Annotated in this window: 28 protein-coding genes and 1 other annotated feature; of the genes, 9 read left to right on the forward strand and 19 right to left on the reverse strand. The window is 40.0% G+C overall.

Annotated features, from left to right (window positions below; all coding sequences use genetic code 11):
- Window positions 1–114: 114 nt before the first annotated feature.
- Window positions 115–651: an HD domain-containing protein gene (locus tag AB986_RS06475; protein WP_048310050.1), complete on the forward strand. Its 537-nt coding sequence runs from the start codon at window positions 115–117 to the stop codon at window positions 649–651.
- Between the two features lie 11 nt (window positions 652–662).
- Here AB986_RS06475 and AB986_RS06480 read toward each other — a convergent pair whose 3' ends face one another.
- Entirely contained in the window at window positions 663–1,043 is a 381-nt protein-coding gene (locus tag AB986_RS06480) for a hypothetical protein (RefSeq protein WP_048310051.1), read from the reverse strand.
- A gap of 36 nt (window positions 1,044–1,079) precedes the next feature.
- On the opposite strand from AB986_RS06480, the gene AB986_RS22280 reads away from it, so the two are divergent.
- Window positions 1,080–1,256, forward strand: coding sequence for a hypothetical protein (locus AB986_RS22280; protein ID WP_161797340.1), 177 nt, complete (start codon window positions 1,080–1,082; stop codon window positions 1,254–1,256).
- Window positions 1,257–1,499: 243 nt separating this feature from the next.
- On the opposite strand, the gene AB986_RS06485 is transcribed toward AB986_RS22280, so the two are convergent.
- The 5 genes from AB986_RS06485 to AB986_RS06505 form a co-directional block, all read right to left on the reverse strand.
- Window positions 1,500–2,432 (reverse strand): ABC transporter ATP-binding protein, encoded by a 933-nt coding sequence (locus tag AB986_RS06485; RefSeq protein ID WP_048310053.1) that lies wholly within the window; start codon window positions 2,430–2,432, stop codon window positions 1,500–1,502.
- Complete coding sequence (locus tag AB986_RS06490) at window positions 2,425–3,495, reverse strand: ABC transporter ATP-binding protein (protein WP_048310055.1); 1,071 nt, start codon at window positions 3,493–3,495, stop codon at window positions 2,425–2,427. Before AB986_RS06490 ends, AB986_RS06485 begins: the two co-directional genes overlap by 8 nt.
- A gap of 12 nt (window positions 3,496–3,507) precedes the next feature.
- Complete coding sequence (gene opp3C, locus AB986_RS06495) at window positions 3,508–4,527, reverse strand: oligopeptide ABC transporter permease (protein ID WP_048310943.1); 1,020 nt, start codon at window positions 4,525–4,527, stop codon at window positions 3,508–3,510.
- Between the two features lie 5 nt (window positions 4,528–4,532).
- Window positions 4,533–5,462, reverse strand: a complete 930-nt coding sequence (opp3b, locus tag AB986_RS06500) for an oligopeptide ABC transporter permease (RefSeq protein WP_048310056.1) — start codon at window positions 5,460–5,462, stop codon at window positions 4,533–4,535.
- A gap of 176 nt (window positions 5,463–5,638) precedes the next feature.
- On the reverse strand, window positions 5,639–7,333 hold the full coding sequence (locus AB986_RS06505) for a peptide ABC transporter substrate-binding protein (RefSeq protein WP_048310057.1): 1,695 nt from the start codon (window positions 7,331–7,333) through the stop codon (window positions 5,639–5,641).
- 450 nt (window positions 7,334–7,783) lie between these two features.
- Between AB986_RS06505 and AB986_RS21080 the strand changes: the two genes are divergently transcribed.
- Window positions 7,784–8,155 carry a DUF3899 domain-containing protein gene (locus AB986_RS21080; protein ID WP_053216055.1) on the forward strand — a complete coding sequence of 124 codons (372 nt, stop codon included), beginning with the start codon at window positions 7,784–7,786 and terminating at the stop codon, window positions 8,153–8,155.
- Window positions 8,156–8,208: 53 nt separating this feature from the next.
- Window positions 8,209–8,438, forward strand: a binding site (T-box leader).
- 62 nt (window positions 8,439–8,500) lie between these two features.
- Window positions 8,501–9,490 (forward strand): tryptophan--tRNA ligase, encoded by a 990-nt coding sequence (gene trpS / locus AB986_RS06515; RefSeq protein ID WP_048310058.1) that lies wholly within the window; start codon window positions 8,501–8,503, stop codon window positions 9,488–9,490.
- 39 nt (window positions 9,491–9,529) lie between these two features.
- On the opposite strand, the gene AB986_RS06520 is transcribed toward trpS, so the two are convergent.
- From AB986_RS06520 to AB986_RS06535, 3 genes are all read right to left on the reverse strand, one after another.
- Entirely contained in the window at window positions 9,530–10,276 is a 747-nt protein-coding gene (locus AB986_RS06520) for a YjbA family protein (protein WP_048310059.1), read from the reverse strand.
- Between the two features lie 826 nt (window positions 10,277–11,102).
- On the reverse strand, window positions 11,103–12,341 hold the full coding sequence (fabF, locus tag AB986_RS06530) for a beta-ketoacyl-ACP synthase II (RefSeq protein ID WP_048310061.1): 1,239 nt from the start codon (window positions 12,339–12,341) through the stop codon (window positions 11,103–11,105).
- Window positions 12,342–12,379: 38 nt separating this feature from the next.
- Window positions 12,380–13,318, reverse strand: coding sequence for a beta-ketoacyl-ACP synthase III (locus AB986_RS06535; protein ID WP_048310064.1), 939 nt, complete (start codon window positions 13,316–13,318; stop codon window positions 12,380–12,382).
- A 179-nt stretch (window positions 13,319–13,497) separates the two neighbouring features.
- Here AB986_RS06535 and AB986_RS21500 point away from each other — a divergent pair, with 179 nt between their 5' ends.
- Complete coding sequence (locus AB986_RS21500; protein ID WP_084006422.1) at window positions 13,498–13,884, forward strand: YppG family protein; 387 nt, start codon at window positions 13,498–13,500, stop codon at window positions 13,882–13,884.
- 16 nt (window positions 13,885–13,900) lie between these two features.
- Here AB986_RS21500 and AB986_RS22285 read toward each other — a convergent pair whose 3' ends face one another.
- From AB986_RS22285 to AB986_RS06555, 4 genes are read right to left on the reverse strand one after another with little or no spacing between them, the layout of a single operon-like run.
- Window positions 13,901–14,059, reverse strand: a complete 159-nt coding sequence (locus AB986_RS22285) for a hypothetical protein (protein WP_161797341.1) — start codon at window positions 14,057–14,059, stop codon at window positions 13,901–13,903.
- A gap of 12 nt (window positions 14,060–14,071) precedes the next feature.
- Window positions 14,072–14,248, reverse strand: coding sequence for a ComZ family protein (locus AB986_RS06545; protein ID WP_048310065.1), 177 nt, complete (start codon window positions 14,246–14,248; stop codon window positions 14,072–14,074).
- A 44-nt stretch (window positions 14,249–14,292) separates the two neighbouring features.
- A complete protein-coding gene (locus AB986_RS06550) occupies window positions 14,293–14,847 on the reverse strand; it encodes a DinB family protein (protein WP_161797342.1) in 555 nt (184 codons plus the stop codon).
- A 20-nt stretch (window positions 14,848–14,867) separates the two neighbouring features.
- Window positions 14,868–15,779 (reverse strand): NAD-dependent epimerase/dehydratase family protein, encoded by a 912-nt coding sequence (locus AB986_RS06555; protein ID WP_048310067.1) that lies wholly within the window; start codon window positions 15,777–15,779, stop codon window positions 14,868–14,870.
- An 80-nt stretch (window positions 15,780–15,859) separates the two neighbouring features.
- Between AB986_RS06555 and AB986_RS06560 the strand changes: the two genes are divergently transcribed.
- Window positions 15,860–17,047 (forward strand): NAD(P)/FAD-dependent oxidoreductase, encoded by a 1,188-nt coding sequence (locus tag AB986_RS06560; RefSeq protein WP_048310069.1) that lies wholly within the window; start codon window positions 15,860–15,862, stop codon window positions 17,045–17,047.
- A gap of 1 nt (window position 17,048) precedes the next feature.
- On the opposite strand, the gene AB986_RS06565 is transcribed toward AB986_RS06560, so the two are convergent.
- Complete coding sequence (locus AB986_RS06565; protein ID WP_048310071.1) at window positions 17,049–17,774, reverse strand: hypothetical protein; 726 nt, start codon at window positions 17,772–17,774, stop codon at window positions 17,049–17,051.
- Between the two features lie 297 nt (window positions 17,775–18,071).
- On the opposite strand from AB986_RS06565, the gene AB986_RS06570 reads away from it, so the two are divergent.
- Window positions 18,072–18,251 carry a YjzD family protein gene (locus AB986_RS06570; RefSeq protein WP_048310072.1) on the forward strand — a complete coding sequence of 60 codons (180 nt, stop codon included), beginning with the start codon at window positions 18,072–18,074 and terminating at the stop codon, window positions 18,249–18,251.
- A 34-nt stretch (window positions 18,252–18,285) separates the two neighbouring features.
- Here AB986_RS06570 and AB986_RS06575 read toward each other — a convergent pair whose 3' ends face one another.
- Window positions 18,286–18,474, reverse strand: a complete 189-nt coding sequence (locus tag AB986_RS06575; RefSeq protein ID WP_048310073.1) for a YjzC family protein — start codon at window positions 18,472–18,474, stop codon at window positions 18,286–18,288.
- Window positions 18,475–18,645: 171 nt separating this feature from the next.
- Here AB986_RS06575 and AB986_RS06580 point away from each other — a divergent pair, with 171 nt between their 5' ends.
- A complete protein-coding gene (locus AB986_RS06580) occupies window positions 18,646–19,440 on the forward strand; it encodes an undecaprenyl-diphosphate phosphatase (RefSeq protein WP_048310075.1) in 795 nt (264 codons plus the stop codon).
- Between the two features lie 44 nt (window positions 19,441–19,484).
- Here AB986_RS06580 and AB986_RS06585 read toward each other — a convergent pair whose 3' ends face one another.
- From AB986_RS06585 to AB986_RS06600, 4 genes are read right to left on the reverse strand one after another with little or no spacing between them, the layout of a single operon-like run.
- Window positions 19,485–19,718, reverse strand: a complete 234-nt coding sequence (locus AB986_RS06585) for a MoaD/ThiS family protein (RefSeq protein ID WP_048310076.1) — start codon at window positions 19,716–19,718, stop codon at window positions 19,485–19,487.
- A complete protein-coding gene (locus tag AB986_RS06590) occupies window positions 19,715–20,176 on the reverse strand; it encodes a molybdenum cofactor biosynthesis protein MoaE (RefSeq protein WP_048310078.1) in 462 nt (153 codons plus the stop codon). Before AB986_RS06590 ends, AB986_RS06585 begins: the two co-directional genes overlap by 4 nt.
- A 1-nt stretch (window position 20,177) precedes the next feature.
- Window positions 20,178–20,678, reverse strand: a complete 501-nt coding sequence (gene mobB / locus AB986_RS06595; RefSeq protein WP_048310080.1) for a molybdopterin-guanine dinucleotide biosynthesis protein B — start codon at window positions 20,676–20,678, stop codon at window positions 20,178–20,180.
- Window positions 20,675–21,934, reverse strand: a complete 1,260-nt coding sequence (locus AB986_RS06600; protein ID WP_048310082.1) for a molybdopterin molybdotransferase MoeA — start codon at window positions 21,932–21,934, stop codon at window positions 20,675–20,677. The genes mobB and AB986_RS06600 overlap by 4 nt, the downstream gene beginning before the upstream one ends.
- 132 nt (window positions 21,935–22,066) lie before the next feature.
- Here AB986_RS06600 and AB986_RS06605 point away from each other — a divergent pair, with 132 nt between their 5' ends.
- The gene (locus AB986_RS06605) at window positions 22,067–23,740 is read left to right on the forward strand and encodes a LysM peptidoglycan-binding domain-containing protein (RefSeq protein WP_084006423.1); all 1,674 of its coding nucleotides are present in this window, start codon (window positions 22,067–22,069) and stop codon (window positions 23,738–23,740) included.
- The last annotated feature ends 133 nt before the right edge of the window (window positions 23,741–23,873 follow it).

Below are 23,873 nucleotides of genomic sequence, written 5' to 3' on the forward strand. Positions count from 1 at the left end.
AACTTCCAGTAAAATTGAATAAGTCTTTTTCGTGAACTTAGTGAATTGATTTATTTGTAGTATCATGGTATGATTTTTAGAAACAATTTTCGGATAGTCAGGAGGACGTAAACCATGAGACATGTAACATTATCAGACATCTATCAACTACCATTCGCACGTAAGTATTTAAAACGGGCTGGACTGGCTCATGCGATTACTGTTGCAAGGCACGCCTACTACTTTGCAATTGAATACTCAGTAAATCCTGATCTTGCAACAAAGGCAGCACTACTCCATGATATTGGCCATTACACCTGGTATCGTAACGGTAAATGGGATTATAATTTATATAAACAAAATGATATTCATGCGATTAAAGGGGCTGAGCGAGCACACAAAATGCTCATTCGACTCGGGGAAGATCCAGTTGGAGCAAAAGAAATAGCCGTCGCTATTCTTTTCCATACTGATTCATATTTCTTAGGCACGGTTAATCGTAATGCACTTCAAGAAGTCGTAGCAATGGCAGATGAAGCCGACGAAGAGCCTGGTGGCAATCACCACTATAAGGTCATTTCAGATCAAGAAGCAGCATCAGCTCTATCCGACTTGGATCAATTAGTTGAGCAGAGCATGACCACACAGGAAGAATGGCAAAAGAGTGTTTAATACTACTTATTTTACTTTTGGAAAGGGATCTCAATAAGTAAATCCTTTCCGTCCCTTTCCCTTATCTTCCCACCCCATTTCTTTCTTATATCTTCACTCATGAATTCTGGAATCTTCATAAGCAGAAATGGTCTAGATTGATTTTTTGCTAGCTTCACTATAAAATCATAAAGCCCTCTTTTTTTACCCTCTGATCCTTTGAAAAAGAAATCCACTAACATAACATGATCTCCGTTTACTTCCATCCACATGTAGCCAATCGTTTCTTCCTGTTCTTCAAATAAATAAACAATTGATTCTTCAGAAGGAAAACGATTATAGGATGGATTCTCAATTCGTAAGGAATGAAGCACTTCTTCATCAAACTCAGGATTATAAACGTAAAAAATCATCAAATCCCCCCTACCAATTTAGTTAAGGAGCAAAATATGACTACATTACGAATCAGTTTATTTGTAATTACGATTGTTCTTGGAGTGGTGGTTTTAATAGACTATTCGCTACCTGCAGACTTATCCCTTTATGTGAAATCTATTCTCTTTCTAGCAATTATCCTATACATACCTTATTTGGTTATCAAATATAAGACCAAAGAACAAAAATAAAGGCTATGTTAATGACCATTGTTGATTTTAGGCTCAATTTACGCCCTGCGGTGACCAATCGCTTCGAGCAAATTCATTTGCTCAGACGATTGGTCACAGGGCGACCTTTCAGCAGAGCTGAAAGGCGAGTGAAACTGAGGTTTCACTCGAATGAGCCAAAAATCGAGAAATCAACAATATGAGCCAACATAGCCAAAATAAAAAAAGAGCGACATTTCAAATGAAATGTCGCTCTTTTTCTTATTAAACCGTAACGTTGAACTTATTAAATTCCTCTTCTGTACATGCAATCCAATGGCCTTCTGTTACCTCACGTAAAACGCGCTTTTCACCGTTTTCAGAAAGGTGTTTCTCAGGATCATAGATTTTACGTTTTCTAGAACGCTCATATTCAGGATCCGGAAGTGGGATTGCTGAAAGTAATGACTGCGTGTATGGATGAAGCGGATTGCGGTACAACTCTTCACTTTCTGCTAGCTCTACAATCTCACCGCGGTACATCACACCAATACGATCGCTAATATATTTAACCATAGACAAATCATGCGCGATGAAGAGATACGTTAATCCCTTTTCCCTTTGCAACTTTTTCATTAGGTTAACAACCTGAGCTTGAATCGAAACATCAAGCGCAGAAATTGGCTCATCGGCAATAATGAACTCTGGATCTACCGCAAGAGCACGAGCAATTCCGATACGCTGGCGCTGTCCACCGCTAAATTCATGTGGATAGCGATTCGCATGCTCTTTGTTAAGACCAACCGTCTCAAGAAGCTCATGAACTTTGTCCATACGAGCTTTCTTGGAGCTTGCAAGGCCATGGATATCAATACCTTCAGCAATGATATCTGAAACCGTCATACGTGGGTTAAGGGATGCATAAGGATCCTGGAAGATCATCTGCATTTTACGATTGAATTTCTTCAATTCCTTAGCAGATTTCTTTCCATGAACATCCTCTCCGTTAAAAATAACCTCTCCGTCTGTCGCATTGTAAAGACGAATAATAGTACGGCCAGTTGTCGATTTACCACAACCAGATTCCCCAACAAGACCAAATGTTTCACCTTTATAAATATCAAACGTTAACCCATCAACAGCTTTCACAGTTCCTTTACCAACCTTGAAATGTTGTTTCAGGTTTTTAATTTCTAGAAGTTTTTCTTGATTAGACATGTTTACCACCATCTTTCGCACCAATAATCGGCTCATCCGGAGCCATCCCTTGCATTCGTTTCTTAATCGCTGCAGGTGGTTCTACCTTAGGCGCTTTCTCATGCAAGAGCCATGTTGCTGCATAGTGTGTATCTGAAACCTTAAATAAAGGAGGCTCCATTTCCGTATCAATCTGCATTGCATATGGATTACGCGGTGCAAATGCATCACCTTTTGGAGGATCAAGTAGATCAGGAGGTGAACCAGGAATTGCAATTAGCTCTTCATCTGTTGAATCAAGGCTTGGCATTGATCCGAGAAGTCCCCACGTGTAAGGATGTTGTGGATTATAGAAAATCTCATCAACAGTACCCGTTTCAACAATTTTCCCGGCATACATGACTGCTACTCGATCAGCAATGTTAGCTACAACACCAAGATCATGTGTAATAAAGATAATGGATGTTCCCATTTTTTCTTGTAAATCATTCAAAAGCTCAAGAATTTGCGCTTGAATCGTAACATCAAGTGCTGTAGTTGGTTCATCTGCAATAAGAACACGTGGATTACAAGCAAGTGCAATTGCAATAACAACACGCTGTCTCATTCCACCTGAGAATTGGTGAGGATATTCGGTCACTCTTCCCTCTGCATTTGGAATACCAACTAATTTCAATAGCTCAATGGCTCGCTCTTTTGCTTCTGACTTGTTCATGTTCTGGTGCTTAATAAGACCTTCCATGATCTGTTTCCCAATTGTCATCGTCGGGTTTAGAGATGTCATCGGATCTTGGAAGATCATTGAAATTTCGGAACCACGGATTTTTTGCATTTCTTTTTCAGGCAATTGTGCAAGGTTGCGGTCGCCAAACTTAATTTCGCCTTGCTTAATGCGTCCAGGAGGATTAGGAATCAAGCCCATAACTGCTTTAGATGTTACTGATTTACCTGAACCAGACTCTCCAACAATTGCTAATGTTTCACCTTTATTTAAATGGAAGTTTACTCCACGAACTGCTTTGACCTCTCCAGCAAACGTATCAAAGGAGACGTGCAAATCGTTCACTTCTAGAATCTTTTCCATTCTAATTCCCCCCTATTTACGTAGCTTTGGATCAAATGCATCTCTTAGTCCGTCACCAAGCAGGTTAAATGCAATCATAATAAGTGAAATAATGATTGACGGCCATAGAACAAGGTGCGGATAGATTTGTAAGCTTTTGAAACCATCGTTAATAATCGAACCAAGCGATGCTTCAGGTGGGCGAATACCAAGCCCGATAAAGCTAAGAAATGCTTCAAAGAAGATCGCATTTGGAATTGTAAACATTGTTGTAATGATAATTTGACCTAATACGTTTGGAATCAAGTGTTTTCCGATAACACGGCCACTCGTTGCCCCGAGCGTACGTGATGCTAATACAAATTCTTGTGTTTTAAGCTTCAATACTTGTCCACGAACAATACGCGACATGCCTACCCAACCTGTGACGGAGAGGGCTAGTATAATCGAGAATATCCCTGGCTCAAAGATTAAGATAAAGAGAATGATGAGAATTAAGTTTGGAATACCGATTAATACTTCAATAATACGCTGTAAAATGTTATCAACACGACCGCCGTAGTAGGCTGAAATTCCACCGTAAGCTACACCGATTACAAAGTCAATGAATGCAGCCGCTGCTGCAATGAAAAGTGAGATACGAGTACCCTGCCATACCCGAGTCCATTGGTCACGACCGAAGCCGTCTGTACCAAACCAAAAGTACTCTTCAACTCCCTTAGCTTCGTACTGATCTGTACCACGAATATCCACACCGTTTAATCCTAGGAAATCTACATTCTCAAGTACAGGTACTTTAGCAGGAAGCTTCGCTCTTGATAGATCCTGCTGAGAATATGAGTATTCATTCATTCCAGGGCCGATGATAGACATTAAAACGATTATTAGTATAATGATTAATCCTGTAATTGCACCAGGGTTCTTCTTTAATCTTCTCCATGCATCTTTCCAAAAACCAGTACTTTCACCGGCAATCTGTTCATTTTCTAAAGCATCAGTATTAGCGGGCTGAAACATGTGGTCTGAAAGTTCATCTAGTTTCTCTTGTTTCATACTCATTAATCTTTACCTCCCGCTAAACGAATTCGAGGATCGATGATACCATACATGATATCTACAAGTAAGATCACTACGATAAATAACAAACTATAGAAGAGCGTCGTACCCATAATAATTGGGAAATCATTTGTCATAATTGAATTAACAAATTTTTCTCCAAGTCCTGGGATAACGAAGATCTGCTCAATTACAAGAGTACCTGTCATTAGAGCTACAACCAGTGGTCCCATAATGGTAATGATAGGTATAGAAGCATTACGGATTGTATGTCTAATAACAACCGCTGTGCTACTTAAGCCTTTTGCTTTCGCTGTTGTAATATAGTCCTGTCCAAGAACCTCTAGCATTTCCGTTCTCATAAAACGAGCAATGGTAGCTACAACAATTGAAGCAATTGCAATCGTCGGCATGATTGTGTAAGCGAAACCATCCCAGTAAGCAACTGGTAGCAGTTCCCACTTAACACCTAGCCAATACTGCATTAGGCCTGCAATAACAAAGTTTGGTATTGAAATACCAAGTACAGCGATGACCATTGTCCCGTAATCAAGAAATGAATTATGTCTTAGTGCTGCAATAATACCAAGGAATAGTCCAACAATTGTCCCAAGTACAATAGACTGGAACCCTAAATACGCTGATGGCCCAATTCGTTCCCCAATAATCGTTGATACTTCACGACCATCCTGCTGGAAGGATACTCCAAGATCACCAACGAATAGATTCTTCATGTAACTGAAGTATTGCACAGCAACTGGATCATTTAAGCCATACTTTTCATTTAATTGAACAATTTGTGTATCAGTTAGCTTTTCCTGGTTATTAAACGGTGTACCAGGGAGAAGCTTCATCAAAAAAAACGTTAGCGAAGCAATAATTAGGAAGGTAATAACCATTGATACTACTCTTCCGCCAATATAACGTCCCACTACAACCAACCTCCTCAATAGATACCTGCTTATACATTATAAGTCGAATTTTGAAATATCACTAGAAAAAATTTTCTATCTATTTCAATTTCTAGTTTTATTTCGACATATTTCTTATTACAGGTAAAAAAGAGAGCATATGTCAGGATGACATATACTCTCCTGAAAATCTAAGATTATTTACCTTCGATCTTAACCCACTTGTAAGATGCGTCTGCACCAAATGTGTGTACATAGTAGTTCTTAACGTAAGGCTGCTGAATGATAGCAAGTCCACGCTGATAAGTTGGAACGATCGCAATATCTTCTTCCATTAGTACTTTCTCAGCTTCTTGCATCATTTCCCAACGCTTAGCTTCATCTGTTTCTTTCTTAGCGTCTGAAACAAGTTGGTCATACTTTTCGCTTGAGTAACCCATGCGGTTGTATGCTCCATCAGTTTCAAACATGTAAAGGAATGTCATTGGATCTGGATAGTCAGGTCCCCAACCACCGGTTGAGATGTCGAAATCGCCTGCATCTTCAAGTTTAAGGAATTGCTTCCAAGGTTGCTTGTTGATTGTAATTGTTAGACCATCAAGCTTAGATTCAAACTGCTCTTTCGCATACTCAGCGATTGTTGAAGAAAGTTCAGTATCAGTAGTAAGGAATTCAAAATCTACTGAATCAGTTCCAAGAGCTTCAAGTCCTGCTTCCCATGCTTCTTTAGCTTCTGCTTCACCTTGATCAGCGAAGAAACCATCTTTAGCAAATTCACGGAAGTCAGCGCCATCTGGGCCTTTAACAAAGTCTTTTGGTACGAAATATTTCGCTGCAACAGAACCGTTGTTTAGAAGAACATTTACAAGTCCTTCACGGTCATAAGCAAGGAATAGTGCTTTACGAATATCTTTGTTAGCTAGTGCTTCGTTCTCTCCCTGGTTTAGACGAAGGAAGAACATAGTTGGTTCAAGGATAGTTGAGAAATCTTCACCATCTTTAAACTGATCAACGAAGTCAGCATCAAGAGTAGCACGGTCAACTTTTCCTGTTTCATATAGGTTTACACTTGTTGCAGTATCTTTAACAACTTTAACAGTGATTTCTTCAAGGTTTACAACTTCAGCATCCCAGTATTCAGGATTCTTTTTGTAGTTCCAGCCTTCACCGTGATTCCATTCAGAGAATACGAATGGTCCGTTGTAAAGCATAGTATCTGCTTCAAGAGCGAATTCTTCACCTTGCTCTTCAGCAAATGCTTTCGGTTGTGGATAGAACGTTGCAAATGTTAGAAGTGATTTGAAGTAAGGGACTTGGTTCTCAACAGTTACTTCAAGAGTCTTCTCATCTACTGCTTTAGCTCCGAGCTCTTCTACTTTACCGTAAAGAGGATCGCCTTCAGTAATGATTGCATTACCGTTCTTGATTCCTGCAGTACCGAACATAGAAGCGTAAGGAGAAATAGTTTCTGGATTTAGAGCTTTATGCCAAGCATAAATGAAATCTTCTGCCGTTACAGCAGAACCGTCAGACCATTTCGCATCATCGCGAATTGTGAAGGTATAGACAGTTTCACCGTCTTTTTCTTCTTCTTTAGGTTCTTCAGCAGCAACACCTAGTGTTGGCTCGTTGTTTTCGTCAAGGCGATAAAGACCTTCGAAAACTTGGTTCATAGCGTTAAACGATGTTGCATCAGTAGCCTGCGTAGTATCCATTGACGGAATCTCTGCAGTTGCGTATAAATTCATAATCTGTTCAGAAGCAGAGTCTCCGTTGCCTTCTCCGCCACCATTGTTCCCCCCGTTGTTTGAGCCGCCGCCGCCGCAAGCCGACAGGAACACGCTCAATACAAGCACAAGAGATAGGACGAGTGTCCATCTTGATTTCTTCATGCTGTGTGACCTCCCTTAAAATATGTAGCTATAAAAGCTAATGTACGTGGAACAAAATTCATCAAATTATCTAACAATTCATTTGATTCCTTTGCCACAATTCGTATTATACAAGTTTTCTAACTATTTTGCATATGCTTTTTTAACGTAAATTTACAAAAACCGCGTCAGGATTACGTTTGGATAACAGAAAATAGTCATAAAGTCCTAGTATTAATTCTCTGTTTTTTGGGTAATTTTTATTTCTTACAGTGTAATGTATGAAAATCTATCTACGCCCCTTACCTGAAAGTATGTAATATATATAACTGTATATCGTATGCATAACCCCGAATTTTCTGAAATAATAACGAATTGTAAATGCTACTAGGTAATTTTACGTCATTTCTATTGTTCTTGCCCTGTTCTTTTTTTATACTGAATAAGAGGAAAGAATAATTGGGGGCATATATGAAATCACTTCTGTTAAAGTCAACACTTCTTATAATACTCGCACTTGTTTCATCAATCGTTATTTTAATAACATCTGACGAAGGAATTGGAATCCGAGCTGTATCTGATCTTCTTTTTATGATTGGACTTGCGATGGTTCTCATTGGTGCAACACTTCACGTTGTACAAACTGGATTCTTTGATGGAATTGTCTATTCTTTTAAGCGCTATTTCAAAAATAGCACAAAGCATCAAATGATTGAGGAGGATAAAAGCGAATTAAGTTATCAATTAAATTACGATAATCCGATTACATATCCATTGTTACTAGCAGGAGCATTTTGGACGTTCGTTACAATTATCATATCCATTGTTATTGTAAGTTCTTAACTTCTTGCATGACACGTTTCAAATAAGCTATACTAAAAGTGGATATAGAATACAGATCGGCTATGATAAAGAGTAGTACAATTTGTTGTGTTAAGTAGAGAGCCTGTGGTTGGTGAAAACAGGTAGCACACTAATTGGAATGGACTTTTGAGCCCCTTTGCTGAACAGATAGTAAGTAAAGGCGTGAGCATTCACGTTATCACTAGCGGTTTTGATAGAAACCATAAAGTGATCCAGTCTAACTGGATAAGCAGGGTGGCACCACGGTCCATTCGTCCCTAGCAATAGGGATGAATGGGCCTTTTTGTGTTCTATTGCATTTATTTTGAAAGGGGATAAAGAAATATGAGCGTTATTTTTTCGGGTATTCAACCAAGCGGTACTTTGACAATTGGGAACTATCTTGGGGCAATGAAACATTTTACACATTTACAGGATGACAATGAGTGCTATTTCTGTGTAGTTAATCAACATGCCATCACGGTGCCTCAGGAGAAAAAAGCACTAAAACAGAACTCTAAGAGCCTTGCTGCTCTTTATCTTGCATCTGGAATTGATCCAGATAAATCAACATTGTTCATTCAATCTGAAGTACCTGCCCATGCGCAGCTTGGATGGATGTTACAATGTGTCTCCTATATTGGTGAGCTTGAACGCATGACTCAATTTAAAGATAAGTCCACTGGTAAAGATGCAGTTAGTGCCGGTCTTCTTACTTATCCTCCACTTATGGCTGCAGATATCCTCCTTTATGGCACTGAGGTTGTACCTGTCGGAGATGATCAGAAACAACACATTGAACTAACGCGTAACCTTGCAGAGCGATTTAACCGGAAGTTCAATGATATTTTCGTCATGCCAGATGCCCGTATCCCTAAAGTAGGTGCTCGCATCATGTCACTTCAAGATCCAACAAGGAAAATGAGTAAATCTGATTCCAATCAGAATGCGTATATATCGATGCTTGATGAGCCAAATACGATTATCAAAAAAGTAAAGCGTGCTGTAACTGACTCAGATGGTGTTGTGCGATTTGATAAGGAAAATAAACCTGCAATTTCAAATCTCTTAACAATCTACTCCCTTTGTTCTGGAAAAAGTGTTGAAGACATTGAAGCGATGTATGAAGGTCGTGGATATGGTGACTTTAAAGCAGAGCTTGGAGAAGTAATTGCTGAAACACTAAGACCCATCCAAGAACGTTACCATGAACTGATCACTTCTTCTGAATTAGATGACATTCTTGATCTTGGTGCAGAAAAGGCAAACCGAAAAGCTTCTAAAATGCTTGCAAAAGCAGAGCGTGCTATGGGACTAGAAAGAAAAAGAAGATAAATAAAAAGAAGGCTGCCATTCGGGAGCCTTCTTTACGTCTTAATTAACGTGTGTTCCTTTTTCAAGTTCCCATATCTTCTCGAAGTACGGTTGGCCTTTAATAATGCGCTCGCATATTAGTTCATGCTTCATTGACCATCCTGCCTTCACTTCCCGGTATAGCCCTTCCCATGCCTCGTCCATTTCCATGCTTTGAATTTGGATATACTTCTTAGGTTGACACTCCGTAAACCAGTATCTTATTTCTGCCGAATTGCCACTCGAATACAATTGATCGAGCGCCATAAACAATAACTGTTTTAATTGCCTTTCCTTCCTCGTAAGCCCCCTCATAATGGTAGGCTCTGGAGAAAGAATGTGATGCTCTTTAATAGGTTGATTATCCTCGAATGGATACACTGTAGCCTCTACATCAGCTACCATCTCATAAACAGCTTTCTCCTGTCTTGGAATCACTCTACTTTTGCGAATTGGAATTTTATATCCAAGTGTGTCAATCACGATCACACCTCTACCATCCGTTGCAAGGAAGCAATACTCCAAAGGTGACCGTTCATTGTTTTTACGAATGTAGCTTTGTTGAAAAACATCGCTAAGCAAACTCTCTGGAAGCTCAGATAAATCATTTTCAATATAGTGATACAAAAGAGATTCCACCTTAATAACAGGCACTTGATCCAAAAGCTCAATAAAATCATCTTTTCTCCATTCATGAAAATCACAAACGTTATATCCGTTTTCCTCACCTTCAAACCAATTTACCCAAACATCACGCAAATACAACATTTGGCTACCCCTCACTTCGCTACTGTTGTTTGTAAAAACAGTATAGTCAGGACCAAGTCAAAATATTCCATGATAAGCATATTCGTTGGAAAAGATTAATAGAACACCGAAAAGCGGAAGTGGCCGTTTAGACCCGGCAGGCACTGGAGCCTTTCAAAATGAACACGGTTTTTGTGTTCAATTTGAAAGGTGAAGTGACCGAGGGGCTGGCCACTGCAGCTGGACACCGAAAAGCGGAAGTGGGCGGTTAGGTCCGACAAGCGCTGGAAGGATTTCATTTGAACACGCCTTTTGTGTTCAGATGAAATCCTGAAGCGACTCGAGGACCTGCCCACTGCAGCTGGACACCGAAAAGCGAAGACGAGCGTTTAGAAACGGAGATATTGGAACTCTTGAATAGGAACACGCTTTTTGTGTTCCTGTGAAAGAGTGAAATATCTCCGTTTCTGCGAGTCGTAGCTGGAACACCGAAAAGCGGAAGTGGCCGTTTAGCCTCGACAAGCGCTGGAGGCAAACCAAAAGAACACGCCCTTTGTGTTCATTTGGTTTGGTGAAGCGATCGAGAGGCTGCCCACTGCAGCTAGACACCGAAAAGCGGAGCAGGCCCGCTTAAATCCGCAGGATGTTGGAGCCCGTGAAGGTGAGACGCTGAAAAGTGAACACGAACAATTAGGAGCGTTAGCGACGAAGAAGCTCACCGCCCGCCCCGCGGAAAGCGAGCATTCTGGAGCGGAAATTAACCAACTCATATAGCAACAATGTTTACCAAAAGAGTCTTAAAAATAAAACAAAAAACACCCCCCCTGTCTTCAGGGGGGGATGCATCTTACTTCACAAATTTCTTAAATACTAGCGTTGCGTTATGGCCACCGAAGCCGAGTGAGTTGTTCATCACAGCATTAACTTCAGCTTTACGCGCTGTATTTGGAACATAATCAAGATCACAATCCGGATCTGGTGTTTCATAGTTGATTGTTGGAGGAAGAATGCCTTCTTCTAGCACTTTTGCACAGAAAACACCTTCAACCGCACCTGCAGCACCAAGTAAATGGCCAGTCATTGATTTTGTTGAGCTTACTGCTAGTTTATAAGCATGCTCACCAAATACTGATTTAATGGCAGCAGTTTCGAATTTGTCGTTATAATCCGTGCTTGTACCATGAGCGTTAATATAACCAATATCAGATGGCGAAAGACCAGCATCGTCAATTGCTTGTTTCATTGCACGAGCGCCGCCTTCACCGTCTGGAGCAGGAGCAGTAACGTGATAAGCATCTCCAGTAGAACCGTAGCCTACAATCTCTCCATAGATTTTGGCACCGCGCTTTTCAGCAGATTCAAGGCTTTCAATAACGAGAATTCCTGCACCTTCACCGATGACAAACCCATTTCGATTAGCATCGAATGGACGGCTAGCCGTAGCAGGATCTGGATTAGTTGATAGAGCTTTCATCGAACCGAAGCCTGCAACGCTCATACTTGTAATAGGCGCTTCTGACCCACCAGTAATCATAACGTCTGCATCACCGCGCTGAATGACCTTAAACGAATCTCCGATGGAATTTGTACCTGATGCACATGCCGTTACAGTACAAGAATTAATTCCTTTTGCACCTAGCATTATTGATACTTGTCCCGAGGCCATATCAGGAATCATCATTGGAACAAAGAAAGGACTTACTCTTCTTGCTCCTTTATCGATAAATGTACGGAATTGAGATTCATATGTTTCCATTCCGCCAATCCCAGAACCAATCCACACGCCAACTCTTTCAGCATTCTCATCATTAATTGTTAAACCAGCGTCTTCAACAGCCATTTGAGAAGCTGCCACGGCAAATTGCGTAAATCGATCCATTTTACGAACTTCTTTACGATCCATGAATTGCTCTGGATCAAATTCGAGCGCTTCACCTGATACCTTAGCAGCGAATTGCTCTTTATCTAGTCTTGTTAATGGGTTAATTCCTGAAACACCATTTACAATATTTGTCCACGTTTCTGATACGGAATTTCCGAGTGGGGAAACTGTCCCCAATCCTGTAATAACGACTCTTCTTTTCATTTCAACCAGCTCTCCTTTTTGAAACTTGATCCTATTTCTTAACGTCCTATTTTAAGGGCAACTGCTCCCCATGTTAAACCGCCACCAAAACCAACAAGAACCACTACATCATCTTCTTTAACACGACCTTCTTCCATTGCTTCTGAAAGGGCAATTGGAATCGTAGATGAAGATGTATTGCCATACTTCTTAACCGTTGTTGCCATTTTCTCAATTGGTAATTCAAGACGCTGTCTTGATGCTTCCATAATTCGAATATTCGCTTGGTGAGGAACGAGGAAATCAACGTCTTCCTTCGTTAAGCCTGCTTTTTCAATTACATTAACGGCTGACTGACCCATTTGTCTAACAGCAAATTTAAATACTTCTCTACCGTTCATTTCCATGAAACCTTGTGGTTCCTGGTAAAGGTGCTTAGAACCAGATCCATCAGAACCAAGTTCAAAGGATAGAATTCCTCTTCCTTCTGTTACAGGACCAACAACAGCTGCTCCTGCTCCATCACCGAACAACACCGCTGTATTTCGATCTTCCCAGTTCGTGATTTTAGAAAGCTTTTCTACACCCACGACAAGAACGTTTTGATACGTATCATTATTAATAAACTGACTTGCTGTAATCATGCCGTACATAAATCCTGCACAGGCAGCACTTACATCCATTGCTGCAGCATTTGTTGCACCAAGCTTTTCTTGAAGCAAGCACCCTACAGAAGGAAATGGATAATCTGGTGTTACAGTCGCAACCAGAATAAGATCAAGATCTTCCGCGTTTATCTTAGCATTTTCCAGTGCTTTCTTTGAAGCTAAATAAGCCATATCAGATGTATTCATATCATCGTCTGCGATTCGACGTTCTTCAATTCCAGTTCTTGTGCGGATCCATTCATCCGATGTATCAACCATTTTCTCTAAATCTTGGTTCGTTAATACGCGTTCTGGAACATAGTGGCCAATACCTAGTAAACCTGCGTTCATCATGAATTTCCCCTTTATAGAATATTTTCTAATTTAAAACCAAACTTTAGTATCTGGTACTAATTTTAATCCAAGTTTAAACTATTGTCCACCTTTCAAACTCAAGGTGACCCACACCATCCCATCTTTTCGTTCATAAACTAGATGTAAATAAACAAACCATAAAGGAGGATCTAAGGATGTATCCGTACAACCAACAACCGCCCCATCACTACCAACAGCCAATTTACCCACAAAACTACTATAACTACTACCCGTATGACCAGTACAATTATCAGCCGCCGCAGCAACCAAGCTACTTCCAACCACATCAACAACCTTACCAACAGCATCCCTATCACCAGCCGCCATACCAACAGCAACCATACCAACAACAACAACAACCTTACAATCAATATCAAGGGTATCCGGGTGGTCCACCGTTTTTGCAACAATTCAAAAAACAAAACGGCAATTATGATATGCCTAAGATGATGAACTCAGCCAATCAAATGATGAATACTGTTAAACAAGTCGGTCCTATGGTAAAACAGATGGGCTCATTGCTTAATTTATTTGTTAAATAGGTAAAAAGACGTGAAATCACGTCTTCTTACCTGATTTAGAAGGAAATAACATGCTACCGGCACTAACAAACAACAAAATTCCAGATATAACAATTAAGCTTAAACTCCCGATTAGGATCCCAATTAACAGACCACCAAGTGGGATAAACCAGATCCAGAATAGTTTAGGGGCCAAATGTTTCCCTCCTTATTCCTGTGCGTCCTGCTTTCCAAGCTCATAAGCATCTTCCATCGCTTTAAGAAATAGCTGTAAAAGCGGCTGCATTTTCTCTAGATCAAGTTCAACTTCCTGCTCGCCAAGAGATTGCTTTGCTTCGGGTAAATACTTCATTGCAATTTGCATAAACTTCATGTTTTGTTCCATTTCAATCACTCCTATTACACTTTCGCCTTATCGGCTCTTTTCTATTATAACGACAAATACGGTGTATTGAAATGTTCCCAATCTTCTCGTTGGCCAGAAACCATTTTCAATACCATCGCTGCCTGTCCTCTATGGTAGGCCTCATGATCAATTAGATGGCTAATAACCCATTCTGGGGAATAAGCATGACGCTCTCCATTTACGATAACTTCTGGCCCAGGTTTACGGTACTCAACATCAGAAAGCCGATTAAAGTAGTCTCTAATCAAGTCTCTCGATTCTGCAAGTCTTGCAAGAAACCAGGAAAGTTCTTTGTCATCTGGAGCAGATATGATTTGTTTTTCTTGAAAATAGAATTTCTTCATTTCTTCTTCCGTAACACTTTCCCCTATTAACGCATTCTTAGCCCACCATAGCTCAATTTGGGCGATATGAAGCAGATAAGCTCCCACTGTTGGGAAGCTTGAATATTTATAGTTTAGCTCCTGAGACTCTACACGGCTTACCATCGAAAGGAGCTTTTCCCTCGTTTCTTTAAGAGCCTGAAGTCCATGCGAAGAGTCATGTACATCATAGTTGCCAAGCGTCTTTTCCATCATAAACAATCTTCCCTTCCGTTTCATTCAGATCTTCCCAGATAAATGGCAGGATCAATTAGCATCATCTTTTCAACATGGTCTCGTTGTTGCTCAAGACCTTTATGGATGGGTGTTAGATTTGTAAAGTCTACCTTGCTAACACAATCCTTATTTGAGATTGCACATCGTAACCTTTTCTTTCTATTTAACTTCTCACCTATACACCATTCGACCCCGTTTTGCCATTCTCCTTCTCCCCCACTTGATAGATTAATCGTTTCAGACCCTTCTTTTCTTACAGCTGTTTGATACATCGCCTGACAAACGTCTTTCACATACAAAGAATCGAAATGATATCTCTCGCCTTCTGTTTCATAAGCTTTCATGAGTGTCCCATTGATGAAAAAGTCTTGAAACACATAATGAACTGGCTGCCATGGACCGTAGACTAGGGGTACGCGAATGATTTTCACAGTTGTGTTTCGATCGACAGTATTAATCACAGCTTCTTCTTCAGCTTTCACTCTTCCATCACTAGTAACTGGGTTAATCGGGGTTCTTTCCGTTATGTTTCCGTACCGCCTTCCAAAAATTTCGATACTAGATAAGTAAACAAGTACTTTTCCTTCACAAACTTCCAACAGTTTCTTTGTAGTCGAAACTCCTTCCTGAATCATGTGAGATGCGCGCTTCTCGCCATGTGGTGAAGCTAAATGAAAGACCGTGTCGCACTCTTCGACTTCTTTTTCAAGTGAACAGTCCTGCAGCCGGCTGTCAACTTGCCTATAGTTGCTATTTCTTATAAAATACATCTCTTTCATTTTGTACTCCGATACTCTGGTTGGATCAATACGTCCATCAATTCCAACCACTTCAACACCTTCATTTAGAAGGAACTCTGTTAAGTGAAAACCTATAAATCCCAGTGCACCAGTTATCATAACCTTCTTCATTTGGCACCCACCTCGAATACTTTCTGTTCTGTCAGATCATTCTAATAGATGACTATTACTTTACGGAAGGAAACATTCATATGGAACTTTACCAGGGAAACTTATACTGGCCATCGACCGTGGAAGAAACACCATCGTTTCCCGCTCTAACGTCGTCGATTCATTGTGACGTTTTGATTATTGGCGGTGGTATGTCTGGAACGATTATGGCTAGGGTACTTGCAGACTATGATATTAAGACAGTTTTAATCGAGAAAAATCAAATCGGAACTGGAAGTACGTCAGTGAATACCGGACTTCTGCAATTTTCTAACGATGCAATGCTTATCGATTTAATTGATCGGTTTGGTAAAGAAAAAGCCGTTTACTTCTATAAACTTTGTTTAAAAGCGATTGATGAACTTGATAAGTACAGCACTTATTTGTCAGAACCTACCGACTTCAGACGAGCCGACAGCCTTTATTATGCTAGTAATGAACACGACCTTAAGAAATTGAAAAATGAATACGATGCATTAATTCAACATGGATTTCATGCTGACTACCTGGATAAACACGCAATTAGTAACTTATATTCCTTCGAAGCTCCCGGAGGTATTTATACTAAAGCAGAAGCAGAAGTAAATCCCTACAAGTTCTCTCTACAACTAGCGAAAGATTCCAATCAATTAGGCGTAGACATTTATGAAAACACCGAAATTCTTTCTCACCGATTTTCAAAAGATGAATTATGTTTTGAAACGGAAAAAGGAGATATTCAAGCAAAAAAAGTCATTTATGCAACAGGATATGCCACCCAAGAATTTGCAAAAACAAAAGGCGCTCTACTTGAGCGCACCTATACAATCGCAACAAAACCAATCGATCAATTTATTGGATGGCATAATCGTTCACTGATCTGGGAAACGGCTCGCCCGTATCATTATTTAAGAACAACATCAGATAATCGAATCATAATAGGTGGATTAGACGAAAAGTTAACGAACGATGATGACCTAATGTGTAAAGGGGAACAGTTATTATCTAAACTAAATACACTTTTCCCCCATATATCGCCATCTATTGAATTCGAATGGAGTGCTGTGTTTGGATCTACAAAGGATGGACTTCCTTTTATTGGCGAGCACCCTAAATATGAAAATGTTTATTTTATGCTTGGATATGGTGGTAACGGAACAGTCTACAGTATGCTAGGAGCTGAAATGCTGAAAGACTTAATTCTTTATGGGTTTCATCCTGCAATGGACATAACGCGGCTTGGTCGATAGCTTAAAGATCGCCCTCATGAAGTTGGAAGAATCGAATCATTTTTTTTCCTAATGATTGATAGCTGTCACTTAACAAAGCAAGCTCAATCGGACAATTTATTTCCTCTTGAAGACGTTCATAACGCCTTATTTGTTCTAAAGAATATGGACTTCTGATTGAATGGTGCCATATTTTAATAGGTGAATTTGCTACGTGTATTTCCTTTTTATCTAGTTCATCTATGACACGTTCACTCTCGATCTCATAAGCTTTGGCAATTTCTCGAACTAATCTTTTATAGAAGAGACGATTTTGTTGCTCTTGAAGAACAAGGTTCTTCACATCGAAGCATGGATTTAGCCACGCAGCAGATCTCACCTGACTCGTCTTGTTTTTGAGAAATGCATTCGCAGCCAGAACCCCCATTCCTTCTGCAAGGATATGAATTCTAGGGTTCAAAATCTCCTGTTTATGAACAAGGTTATAAATTCGCTCGGTTAGTTTAGCTGCTTTTGGCGATCCCCAATGCCTTCCGTATAAGTTACTTGTATAAATTGTATAGCCTGCTTCAAGAAGTTCTACAATCATCCCTGACCTTGTATGGTTTTGTAACCAGAAACTTGTTTCGGAATCAACAAAGTGGGTTAAACCACCAATAATGAAGACGCCAAACCCGTTAGGCCTTTCAGGGACTAGAACGATCGTCCACTCCCCGTCTAATTGATAGGCTCGTTTACGAATACACATACTCTCCCCTCGCCCTTTTATCGCATTCTGTATAACCTATGCAAGTTGCATATGGAAGAAAGGGTGAAGTGCCTATTTCAAGGGAATTTCATGGCACGATCCTTAACGAAATGACGAACAGCCCCCTTCTATGACAATATGCATTATAGGGCGGTACCATGATATCTTTTTGTTTTAGATGATATCTTCAATTGTTGCTTCTAATAAATCTTGTGAATAATGAATTCATAGATGCCGTTTTCAAATGTTTTGTGGTATGATAATCGTTAGAATACGTTTACAAATGAGGTGAATTTAGTGCGTTATATTTGGGCGATTATTTGGGGTACTCTTCTAAGCAATATGAGCTTCTATGTACTTGCTTCAATGCAAGGCGGTCATTACAACTTTGCTTCCGCATCTTTTTTCGGAATTATTCTAGCTGTAGCAGCAATGATTATTGGAGACGGTCTTATCTCGGATCCAGCTGAACAATAGAAACAAGCGCCTTCGCTCGAAGGCGCTTGTTTTTTTAGTGATGAGGCTTTGGCTTACGTGACCATTTACGGTTCTGGTTCGTACACTCTGGAAATGCCTGTCCAGCTCGAAGCTCAATCTGCTGAGGATCTTTTACCATATTATTAGTCTCACCTATTTCTATATATACACCGTTATTAGGTGCCTTCTGTCCTGGTGTGTATAGACGATTTTCTCCGCCCATTCGTCTACCTCCTTCCTCTCTTTTACTTCGCCCCCTTTATCAGCATTCATCATCGAATACTGTTTTATGTAAACAGCACGTTAAATACCCCTTTACAAAATTGGAAGCATTGGTGTTTAATGGTTACATGTGTCAATTTACTTTGCATCGATTATTGGAGGAACAATCATTATGGAATTGCTTGAATTACTAAAGTTCGCTTTTCTCGGGCTTCTTCAAGGATTTACAGAACCCATCCCGATTTCATCAAGTGGACACCTTGTCATTGCACAAGAACTATTCGGGTTAGATATTAAAGGCCTAAGTTTTGAAATTCTAATGAACTTCGCTTCACTACTCGCTGTCTTACTTGTCTACCGCAAAGATCTCATTCGCCTTACAGCAAACGGTGTTCAATATATCGTTTCTCGCGAAGAGAGCTCTAAAAGTGATTTTATGTTTATCGTCTATCTTGTGATTGCTACGATCCCTGCTGCAGTGCTTGGTCTTACTTTTGAGGATTTTATCGGCGATCAACTAAAAGGACTTAAAATCGTAGGAGCAACCCTCATTATTACAGGAATCGCATTATGGTTAATTCGTAACCTTAGAGGCTCAAAAGGTGAATCCGAACTTAATCTAAGAGATGCCATTATTGTAGGACTAGCTCAAGCAGTTGCATTAATTCCTGGAATTAGTCGATCTGGGGCTACAATCGTTGCAGCAATGGGAATTGGCATGAAGCAAGAAACAGCCCTTCGCTTTTCTTTCCTGCTTTTTATACCAGTTAGTGTTGGAACAATGGTGTTTGGTATTAGCGATCTTCATTTTGGTGACCTACTCATACCTTATATCGTCGCATTCCTTTTATCTTTAATGGCTTCTTATTTTTCTTTAAAATGGTTTATGAATATTATGGCACGCGGTAATTTAATTTATTTTGCGATCTACTGCTTTATCGCAGGTGCACTTATCCTCATTATTTAATTCATCTAAAAAAACACCCTTAAAATGGGTGTTTTTTCTTGCATTTATCCTCCACTTACTGGTGGAATGAACGCAACGATATCATTGTCTCCTGCAAATTCTTCTTCTTCCGCATACACTTCATTTATAGCCGTCATTGTATGTTGAAGAGAAAGTTTAGGGTATTCTTCCATCAGCTTCGCTTTAAGATCTGATATTTTGATATGAGACTCAGGTCGTTCAAGTTTGTTCTCACCGATTAACTCTTGTTGTCCTGCAAAAAAAAGTACAGTAATCATTTGCTACCCTCCTCAGGTTTACCATCGGGATAAGCTTTATTCTCAAGCTGATCGCCAATCCACTCTTCGCCATTCACCCAATATTCCTTCTTCCATATTGGCACAATTTGTTTAATCCGTTCAATAGCATAGCGACTTGCTTCATAACTTTCTGCACGATGAGGCGATGCTACAGCAATTACTACCGCAATATCACTAATCGCTAGCATGCCTATTCGATGGACGATGGATGTTTTAACACCTGGCCATTTCTCGCTTATTTCGTCACCAATTCCCTTTAACTGTTTCTCTGCCATAGAAGCATACGCTTCATATTGAAGCGACACCGTTTGCTTTCCTTTCGTAAATTCTCTTACAGTTCCGATAAACGTATTAACCGCTCCAGCCTCAGGGTGTATCACGCTGTTTATCACAGCACTCACATCAATCTCTTCTGATGTAATCGAATACTTTTCCATCTCATTCTCCCTTCAACTCTTTCAATAATTCTTTAATACATAACCCCATGTTGTAAAATGAATAAGTAGGTATTAATTCGGTATCAATGTGCTCTTTCGTTACGATAGCACGGATATTTTTCATAGTAAGCAGCGTGAGATCTGCTTGCGTTCTAATCATCAACACTTTTGGAAGTGGCTTCTCTTTATATCCTTCTACTAAGATTAGATCAAGTTGAAATGATTTATATAAATCCAATAAGCGTTCAAGCTGCCAATCGTCCTCTTGCGTCGCTTGTATGGAAATCACTCCGCCACCACTAACGCCCGTTACTACAGCACCTGCACTACGGTGACGTCCCGTGTCTTTCTTCTCATCATAAAGATCTGGTGAACCATGTCCATGATGTTTAATCACACCTATTCGAAACCCATCTACCGCTGCTTCTTCAATAAACCTTTCTAGAAAAAGCGTTTTCCCGCTATCTTGATACCCAACGACTTGAAGAATGGGTGTATTCACAAGTAATCAGATCCACCATCGCGAAGATGGATGAGATCAACAAGATCTCCTGATTTATAACCTCGTGTTCCTCCAGGTAAAACGGCGAAGGCATTTGCTTCTGCGAGTGATGTTACACTCCCTGACTTATCAAGACCAGTCGGCTTTACGTAAATTCGGCCTTCTCGTTCTTCCGTTCTGCACCGAACAAATCGCGTAAACGGATTCGGCTTAGGAAAGTCTGTTAGAAGCGTTCCCATACTTTTCATCCGATAGGGATATTGAGAAAACAGCGCTCGCTTAAGAATGGGTCTTGCAAATAGCTCAAATCCAACAAAGCAGGCTGAGGGATTACCAGAAAGTCCGAATAACAGCTTACCATTCCATTCTGCAACGGTCGTCACACTACCTGGTCTCATTCCAACTTTATTGAATAACACTGTTGCACCTAACTTCTCATAAATTGCTGGAAGGTAATCATAGTCTCCAACCGACACACCACCCGTGGTAATAAGTAAATCAACTTTCTCCAGTGCCTGTTGCACAGACGTAAAACAGGTTTCAAAATCATCGTCTAGCTTCCCAAAGTATAGTGGATTAGCTCCCGCTGCCTTTACTTGTCCTTCAATCATTGGAGAGTTACTATTCCTTATTTTCCCTGGTTCGAGTGCTTCTTCTGGGTCTAAGAGCTCTGTACCGGTTGCAAAAATACCAACATCAGGCTTTACCGCCACAGGAACCTTTGCATATCCGAATGTGGCTAAAAGCGCTTTAACACCAGGCGTAATGATTGATCCTTTTTCAACTAAAATTGTCCCTTTTCTTGTATCTTCACCTTGTAAAGAAAGGTTGTCCCCTTTCTTTACTCTACGTTTAATCTTAATGAAATGTTGAGCCTCAACTTGGAGTTCTTGAACGAGTTCGAGCATAATCACAGCATCAGTACCTTCTGGAATAGGAGCTCCAGTCATGATTCTTATTGCTTGATTCGCTTCAGGAATTTTCGTAGCTACAGTTCCTGCTCCAATCTCCTCAATCACTTCTAACTCAATTGGTGAATCCTGCCCAGCATTATATGTATCCACAGACCGTATGGCAAAGCCATCATACGGGGAACGGTCAAAAGGTGGTACATCATGATCCGCTTTGACATCCTCACTGAGATGACGACCATCGCTTTCAGATAATGAGATTAGTTCTGTTGATCCTTCGTATGAAAGCGCCATTACTTTATCTACTGCTTCTTGAACTGGTATCGGTTTCCTTCTCTCCACCACGACCTCAACTCCATTGTTATGATTTTCCTATTCATTGTATCAAAGATATTGATGACATATAAAAAGTAATGATTAAACAGTGCTCTGAATAGATTTGTAGTGATGCATCTTATATAGGAAGGAGTGATGATTATGCCTCAAAGCCAATATCTTGTTAAACCTGGAGATACTTTGCTTAACATAGCTGAATCACACGATCGATCAGTCCAACAAATTAGACAGCTCAATAACCTTAATTCCAATATTATTTATGTAGGTCAGATGCTGCGTATCCCTACTTCAACAGCTACTTATACTGTACAACAGGGAGACACACTGCTTACTATTTCAGATCGTTTTCAAGTTCCTGTTGATGAAGTAAAAGAATTAAATCAATTACAATCCAACCTCATATATGTAGGACAGCACCTTGATATTCCTTCTACCCGAAATCGAATGACGCGAATCGATTATACAGTGAAATCAGGAGATAGCCTCTATCAAATTGCAAACAATTACAAAACCACGGCGAAAAGCATCATGACATTAAATAATTTATCTTCTGATGCTTTAACAATTGGCCAAACGCTCAAAATACCAGTTTATTCAGAAGCTGTTGTGAAATCAGATCGTGCTAATGTAAGAACCGGTCCAGGCAAAGGGTATAATGTCATTACTCAGGTGAAGGCAGGGGCAAAGTTTTTCGTTGAAGGTATTCGAGAGAATTGGTTTAAAGTTAAATTGTATGACGGTACAAACGGATGGATTTCAGACAGCGTTGTTACATTTAATGCATATGGTGATGATCAACCTGTCTCGAGAATCATAGGCTATTACACGCTTGAAGAAGGTCCATCACTTCCTTCTTCCTATAAATCCTTTGTATCAAATCGACCAGAGTTATCTCAACTCGCATTGTTCTTGTTTCGAATTAGTGAGTCGAATCCAACTACGATTGAGAAGTTTGGAAAGTTCTCTGATCGTGAAATCGAAAAACTTGTTCAGCTTGCTCATGATCAAAACATTAAAGTGATGCCAGTCGTTCACAACCTTCTTTATAAAAAGGGCGACACTGAACCAAGCAAGAAAGTTGTTCAGACACTCGTATCAAGCGAAGAAAACCGACGTGCCTTTGCTTTAAATTTAGTGAAGCTTATTGAGAAGTACAATTTTGATGGTGTGGATATTGATATAGAAGATGTCTATATTGAAGACTCGGAAAAACTATCACTGCTCTACAAAGCTATTGGTGAAGAGTTGCATAAGAAAGGGTATTTCTTCTCTGCAAGCGTCCCTTCTAGAGCTTCAGATGAGCCAGTTAACCCTTTCTCAGATCCATTTGATTATGCTGAAATTGGCAAGCATGTCGATCAATTTATCGTTATGTTGTATAACGAGTTTGGATGGCCAGGTAGTCCAGCTGGACCTGCGGTTACTGCAGGTTGGATGGAGAAAGTAATGACTTATGCTAAAACAAGAATCCCACCAGAAAAATTAGTATCAGCTATTTCCGTTTTTGGATTTGACTTTAACCTTGATGAAGATAAAAGCACTTACGTGACGTATGATATGGCTATGAAATTAAAGAAGAAATATAAAGCAGAAGTTCAATTTAACGAGGAGAGGAAAACGCCTTTCTTCACGTATGAAGATGAAGAAGGCAATAAACACGAAGTATGGTTCGAAAATGAACAGAGTATTGAAGCCAAAACCCGTTTAGCAGATGAACTCGGCGTGCAAGGGGTAGCGTTGTGGCGACTTGGCATGGAAGATCCTGCGATTTGGAGCATGTTTAAAGAGAATATCGTTATTGATCGAACGCAATAGATTTCGTTTTGCTCTTATATACCACCTACTATAGACTCCATCTTAATAAAAAGGCTATATTAGTTCATATTGTTGATTTCTCGATTTCATATAGCCAATAAAAAAAGGAAGAGGTTCCCCCTCTTCCTTTCTC

This window comes from Guptibacillus hwajinpoensis, assembly GCF_001039475.1.
GTDB lineage: Bacteria > Bacillota > Bacilli > Bacillales > Guptibacillaceae > Guptibacillus > Guptibacillus hwajinpoensis.

What these genes read in the sequence shown, in the direction of transcription:
- AB986_RS22280 (WP_161797340.1), top strand. Translation starts at nt 1,080, where the DNA reads ATGACTACATTACGAATCAGTTTATTTGTAATTACGATTGTTCTTGGA.
- AB986_RS06555 (WP_048310067.1), bottom strand. Translation starts at nt 15,779, where the DNA reads ATGAAGAAGGTTATGATAACTGGTGCACTGGGATTTATAGGTTTTCAC.
- AB986_RS06505 (WP_048310057.1), bottom strand. Translation starts at nt 7,333, where the DNA reads ATGAAGAAATCAAGATGGACACTCGTCCTATCTCTTGTGCTTGTATTG.
- AB986_RS06550 (WP_161797342.1), bottom strand. Translation starts at nt 14,847, where the DNA reads ATGATGGAAAAGACGCTTGGCAACTATGATGTACATGACTCTTCGCAT.
- AB986_RS21500 (WP_084006422.1), top strand. Translation starts at nt 13,498, where the DNA reads ATGTATCCGTACAACCAACAACCGCCCCATCACTACCAACAGCCAATT.
- AB986_RS06590 (WP_048310078.1), bottom strand. Translation starts at nt 20,176, where the DNA reads ATGGAAAAGTATTCGATTACATCAGAAGAGATTGATGTGAGTGCTGTG.
- AB986_RS06575 (WP_048310073.1), bottom strand. Translation starts at nt 18,474, where the DNA reads ATGGGCGGAGAAAATCGTCTATACACACCAGGACAGAAGGCACCTAAT.
- AB986_RS06490 (WP_048310055.1), bottom strand. Translation starts at nt 3,495, where the DNA reads ATGGAAAAGATTCTAGAAGTGAACGATTTGCACGTCTCCTTTGATACG.
- fabF (WP_048310061.1), bottom strand. Translation starts at nt 12,341, where the DNA reads ATGAAAAGAAGAGTCGTTATTACAGGATTGGGGACAGTTTCCCCACTC.
- AB986_RS06565 (WP_048310071.1), bottom strand. Translation starts at nt 17,774, where the DNA reads ATGTGTATTCGTAAACGAGCCTATCAATTAGACGGGGAGTGGACGATC.
- AB986_RS06585 (WP_048310076.1), bottom strand. Translation starts at nt 19,718, where the DNA reads ATGATTACTGTACTTTTTTTTGCAGGACAACAAGAGTTAATCGGTGAG.
- AB986_RS06485 (WP_048310053.1), bottom strand. Translation starts at nt 2,432, where the DNA reads ATGTCTAATCAAGAAAAACTTCTAGAAATTAAAAACCTGAAACAACAT.
- AB986_RS06535 (WP_048310064.1), bottom strand. Translation starts at nt 13,318, where the DNA reads ATGAACGCAGGTTTACTAGGTATTGGCCACTATGTTCCAGAACGCGTA.
- AB986_RS06520 (WP_048310059.1), bottom strand. Translation starts at nt 10,276, where the DNA reads ATGTTGTATTTGCGTGATGTTTGGGTAAATTGGTTTGAAGGTGAGGAA.
- AB986_RS06605 (WP_084006423.1), top strand. Translation starts at nt 22,067, where the DNA reads ATGCCTCAAAGCCAATATCTTGTTAAACCTGGAGATACTTTGCTTAAC.
- AB986_RS06545 (WP_048310065.1), bottom strand. Translation starts at nt 14,248, where the DNA reads ATGGAACAAAACATGAAGTTTATGCAAATTGCAATGAAGTATTTACCC.
- AB986_RS06560 (WP_048310069.1), top strand. Translation starts at nt 15,860, where the DNA reads ATGGAACTTTACCAGGGAAACTTATACTGGCCATCGACCGTGGAAGAA.
- opp3C (WP_048310943.1), bottom strand. Translation starts at nt 4,527, where the DNA reads ATGAAACAAGAGAAACTAGATGAACTTTCAGACCACATGTTTCAGCCC.
- AB986_RS21080 (WP_053216055.1), top strand. Translation starts at nt 7,784, where the DNA reads ATGAAATCACTTCTGTTAAAGTCAACACTTCTTATAATACTCGCACTT.
- trpS (WP_048310058.1), top strand. Translation starts at nt 8,501, where the DNA reads ATGAGCGTTATTTTTTCGGGTATTCAACCAAGCGGTACTTTGACAATT.
- AB986_RS06580 (WP_048310075.1), top strand. Translation starts at nt 18,646, where the DNA reads ATGGAATTGCTTGAATTACTAAAGTTCGCTTTTCTCGGGCTTCTTCAA.
- AB986_RS06475 (WP_048310050.1), top strand. Translation starts at nt 115, where the DNA reads ATGAGACATGTAACATTATCAGACATCTATCAACTACCATTCGCACGT.
- AB986_RS06480 (WP_048310051.1), bottom strand. Translation starts at nt 1,043, where the DNA reads ATGATTTTTTACGTTTATAATCCTGAGTTTGATGAAGAAGTGCTTCAT.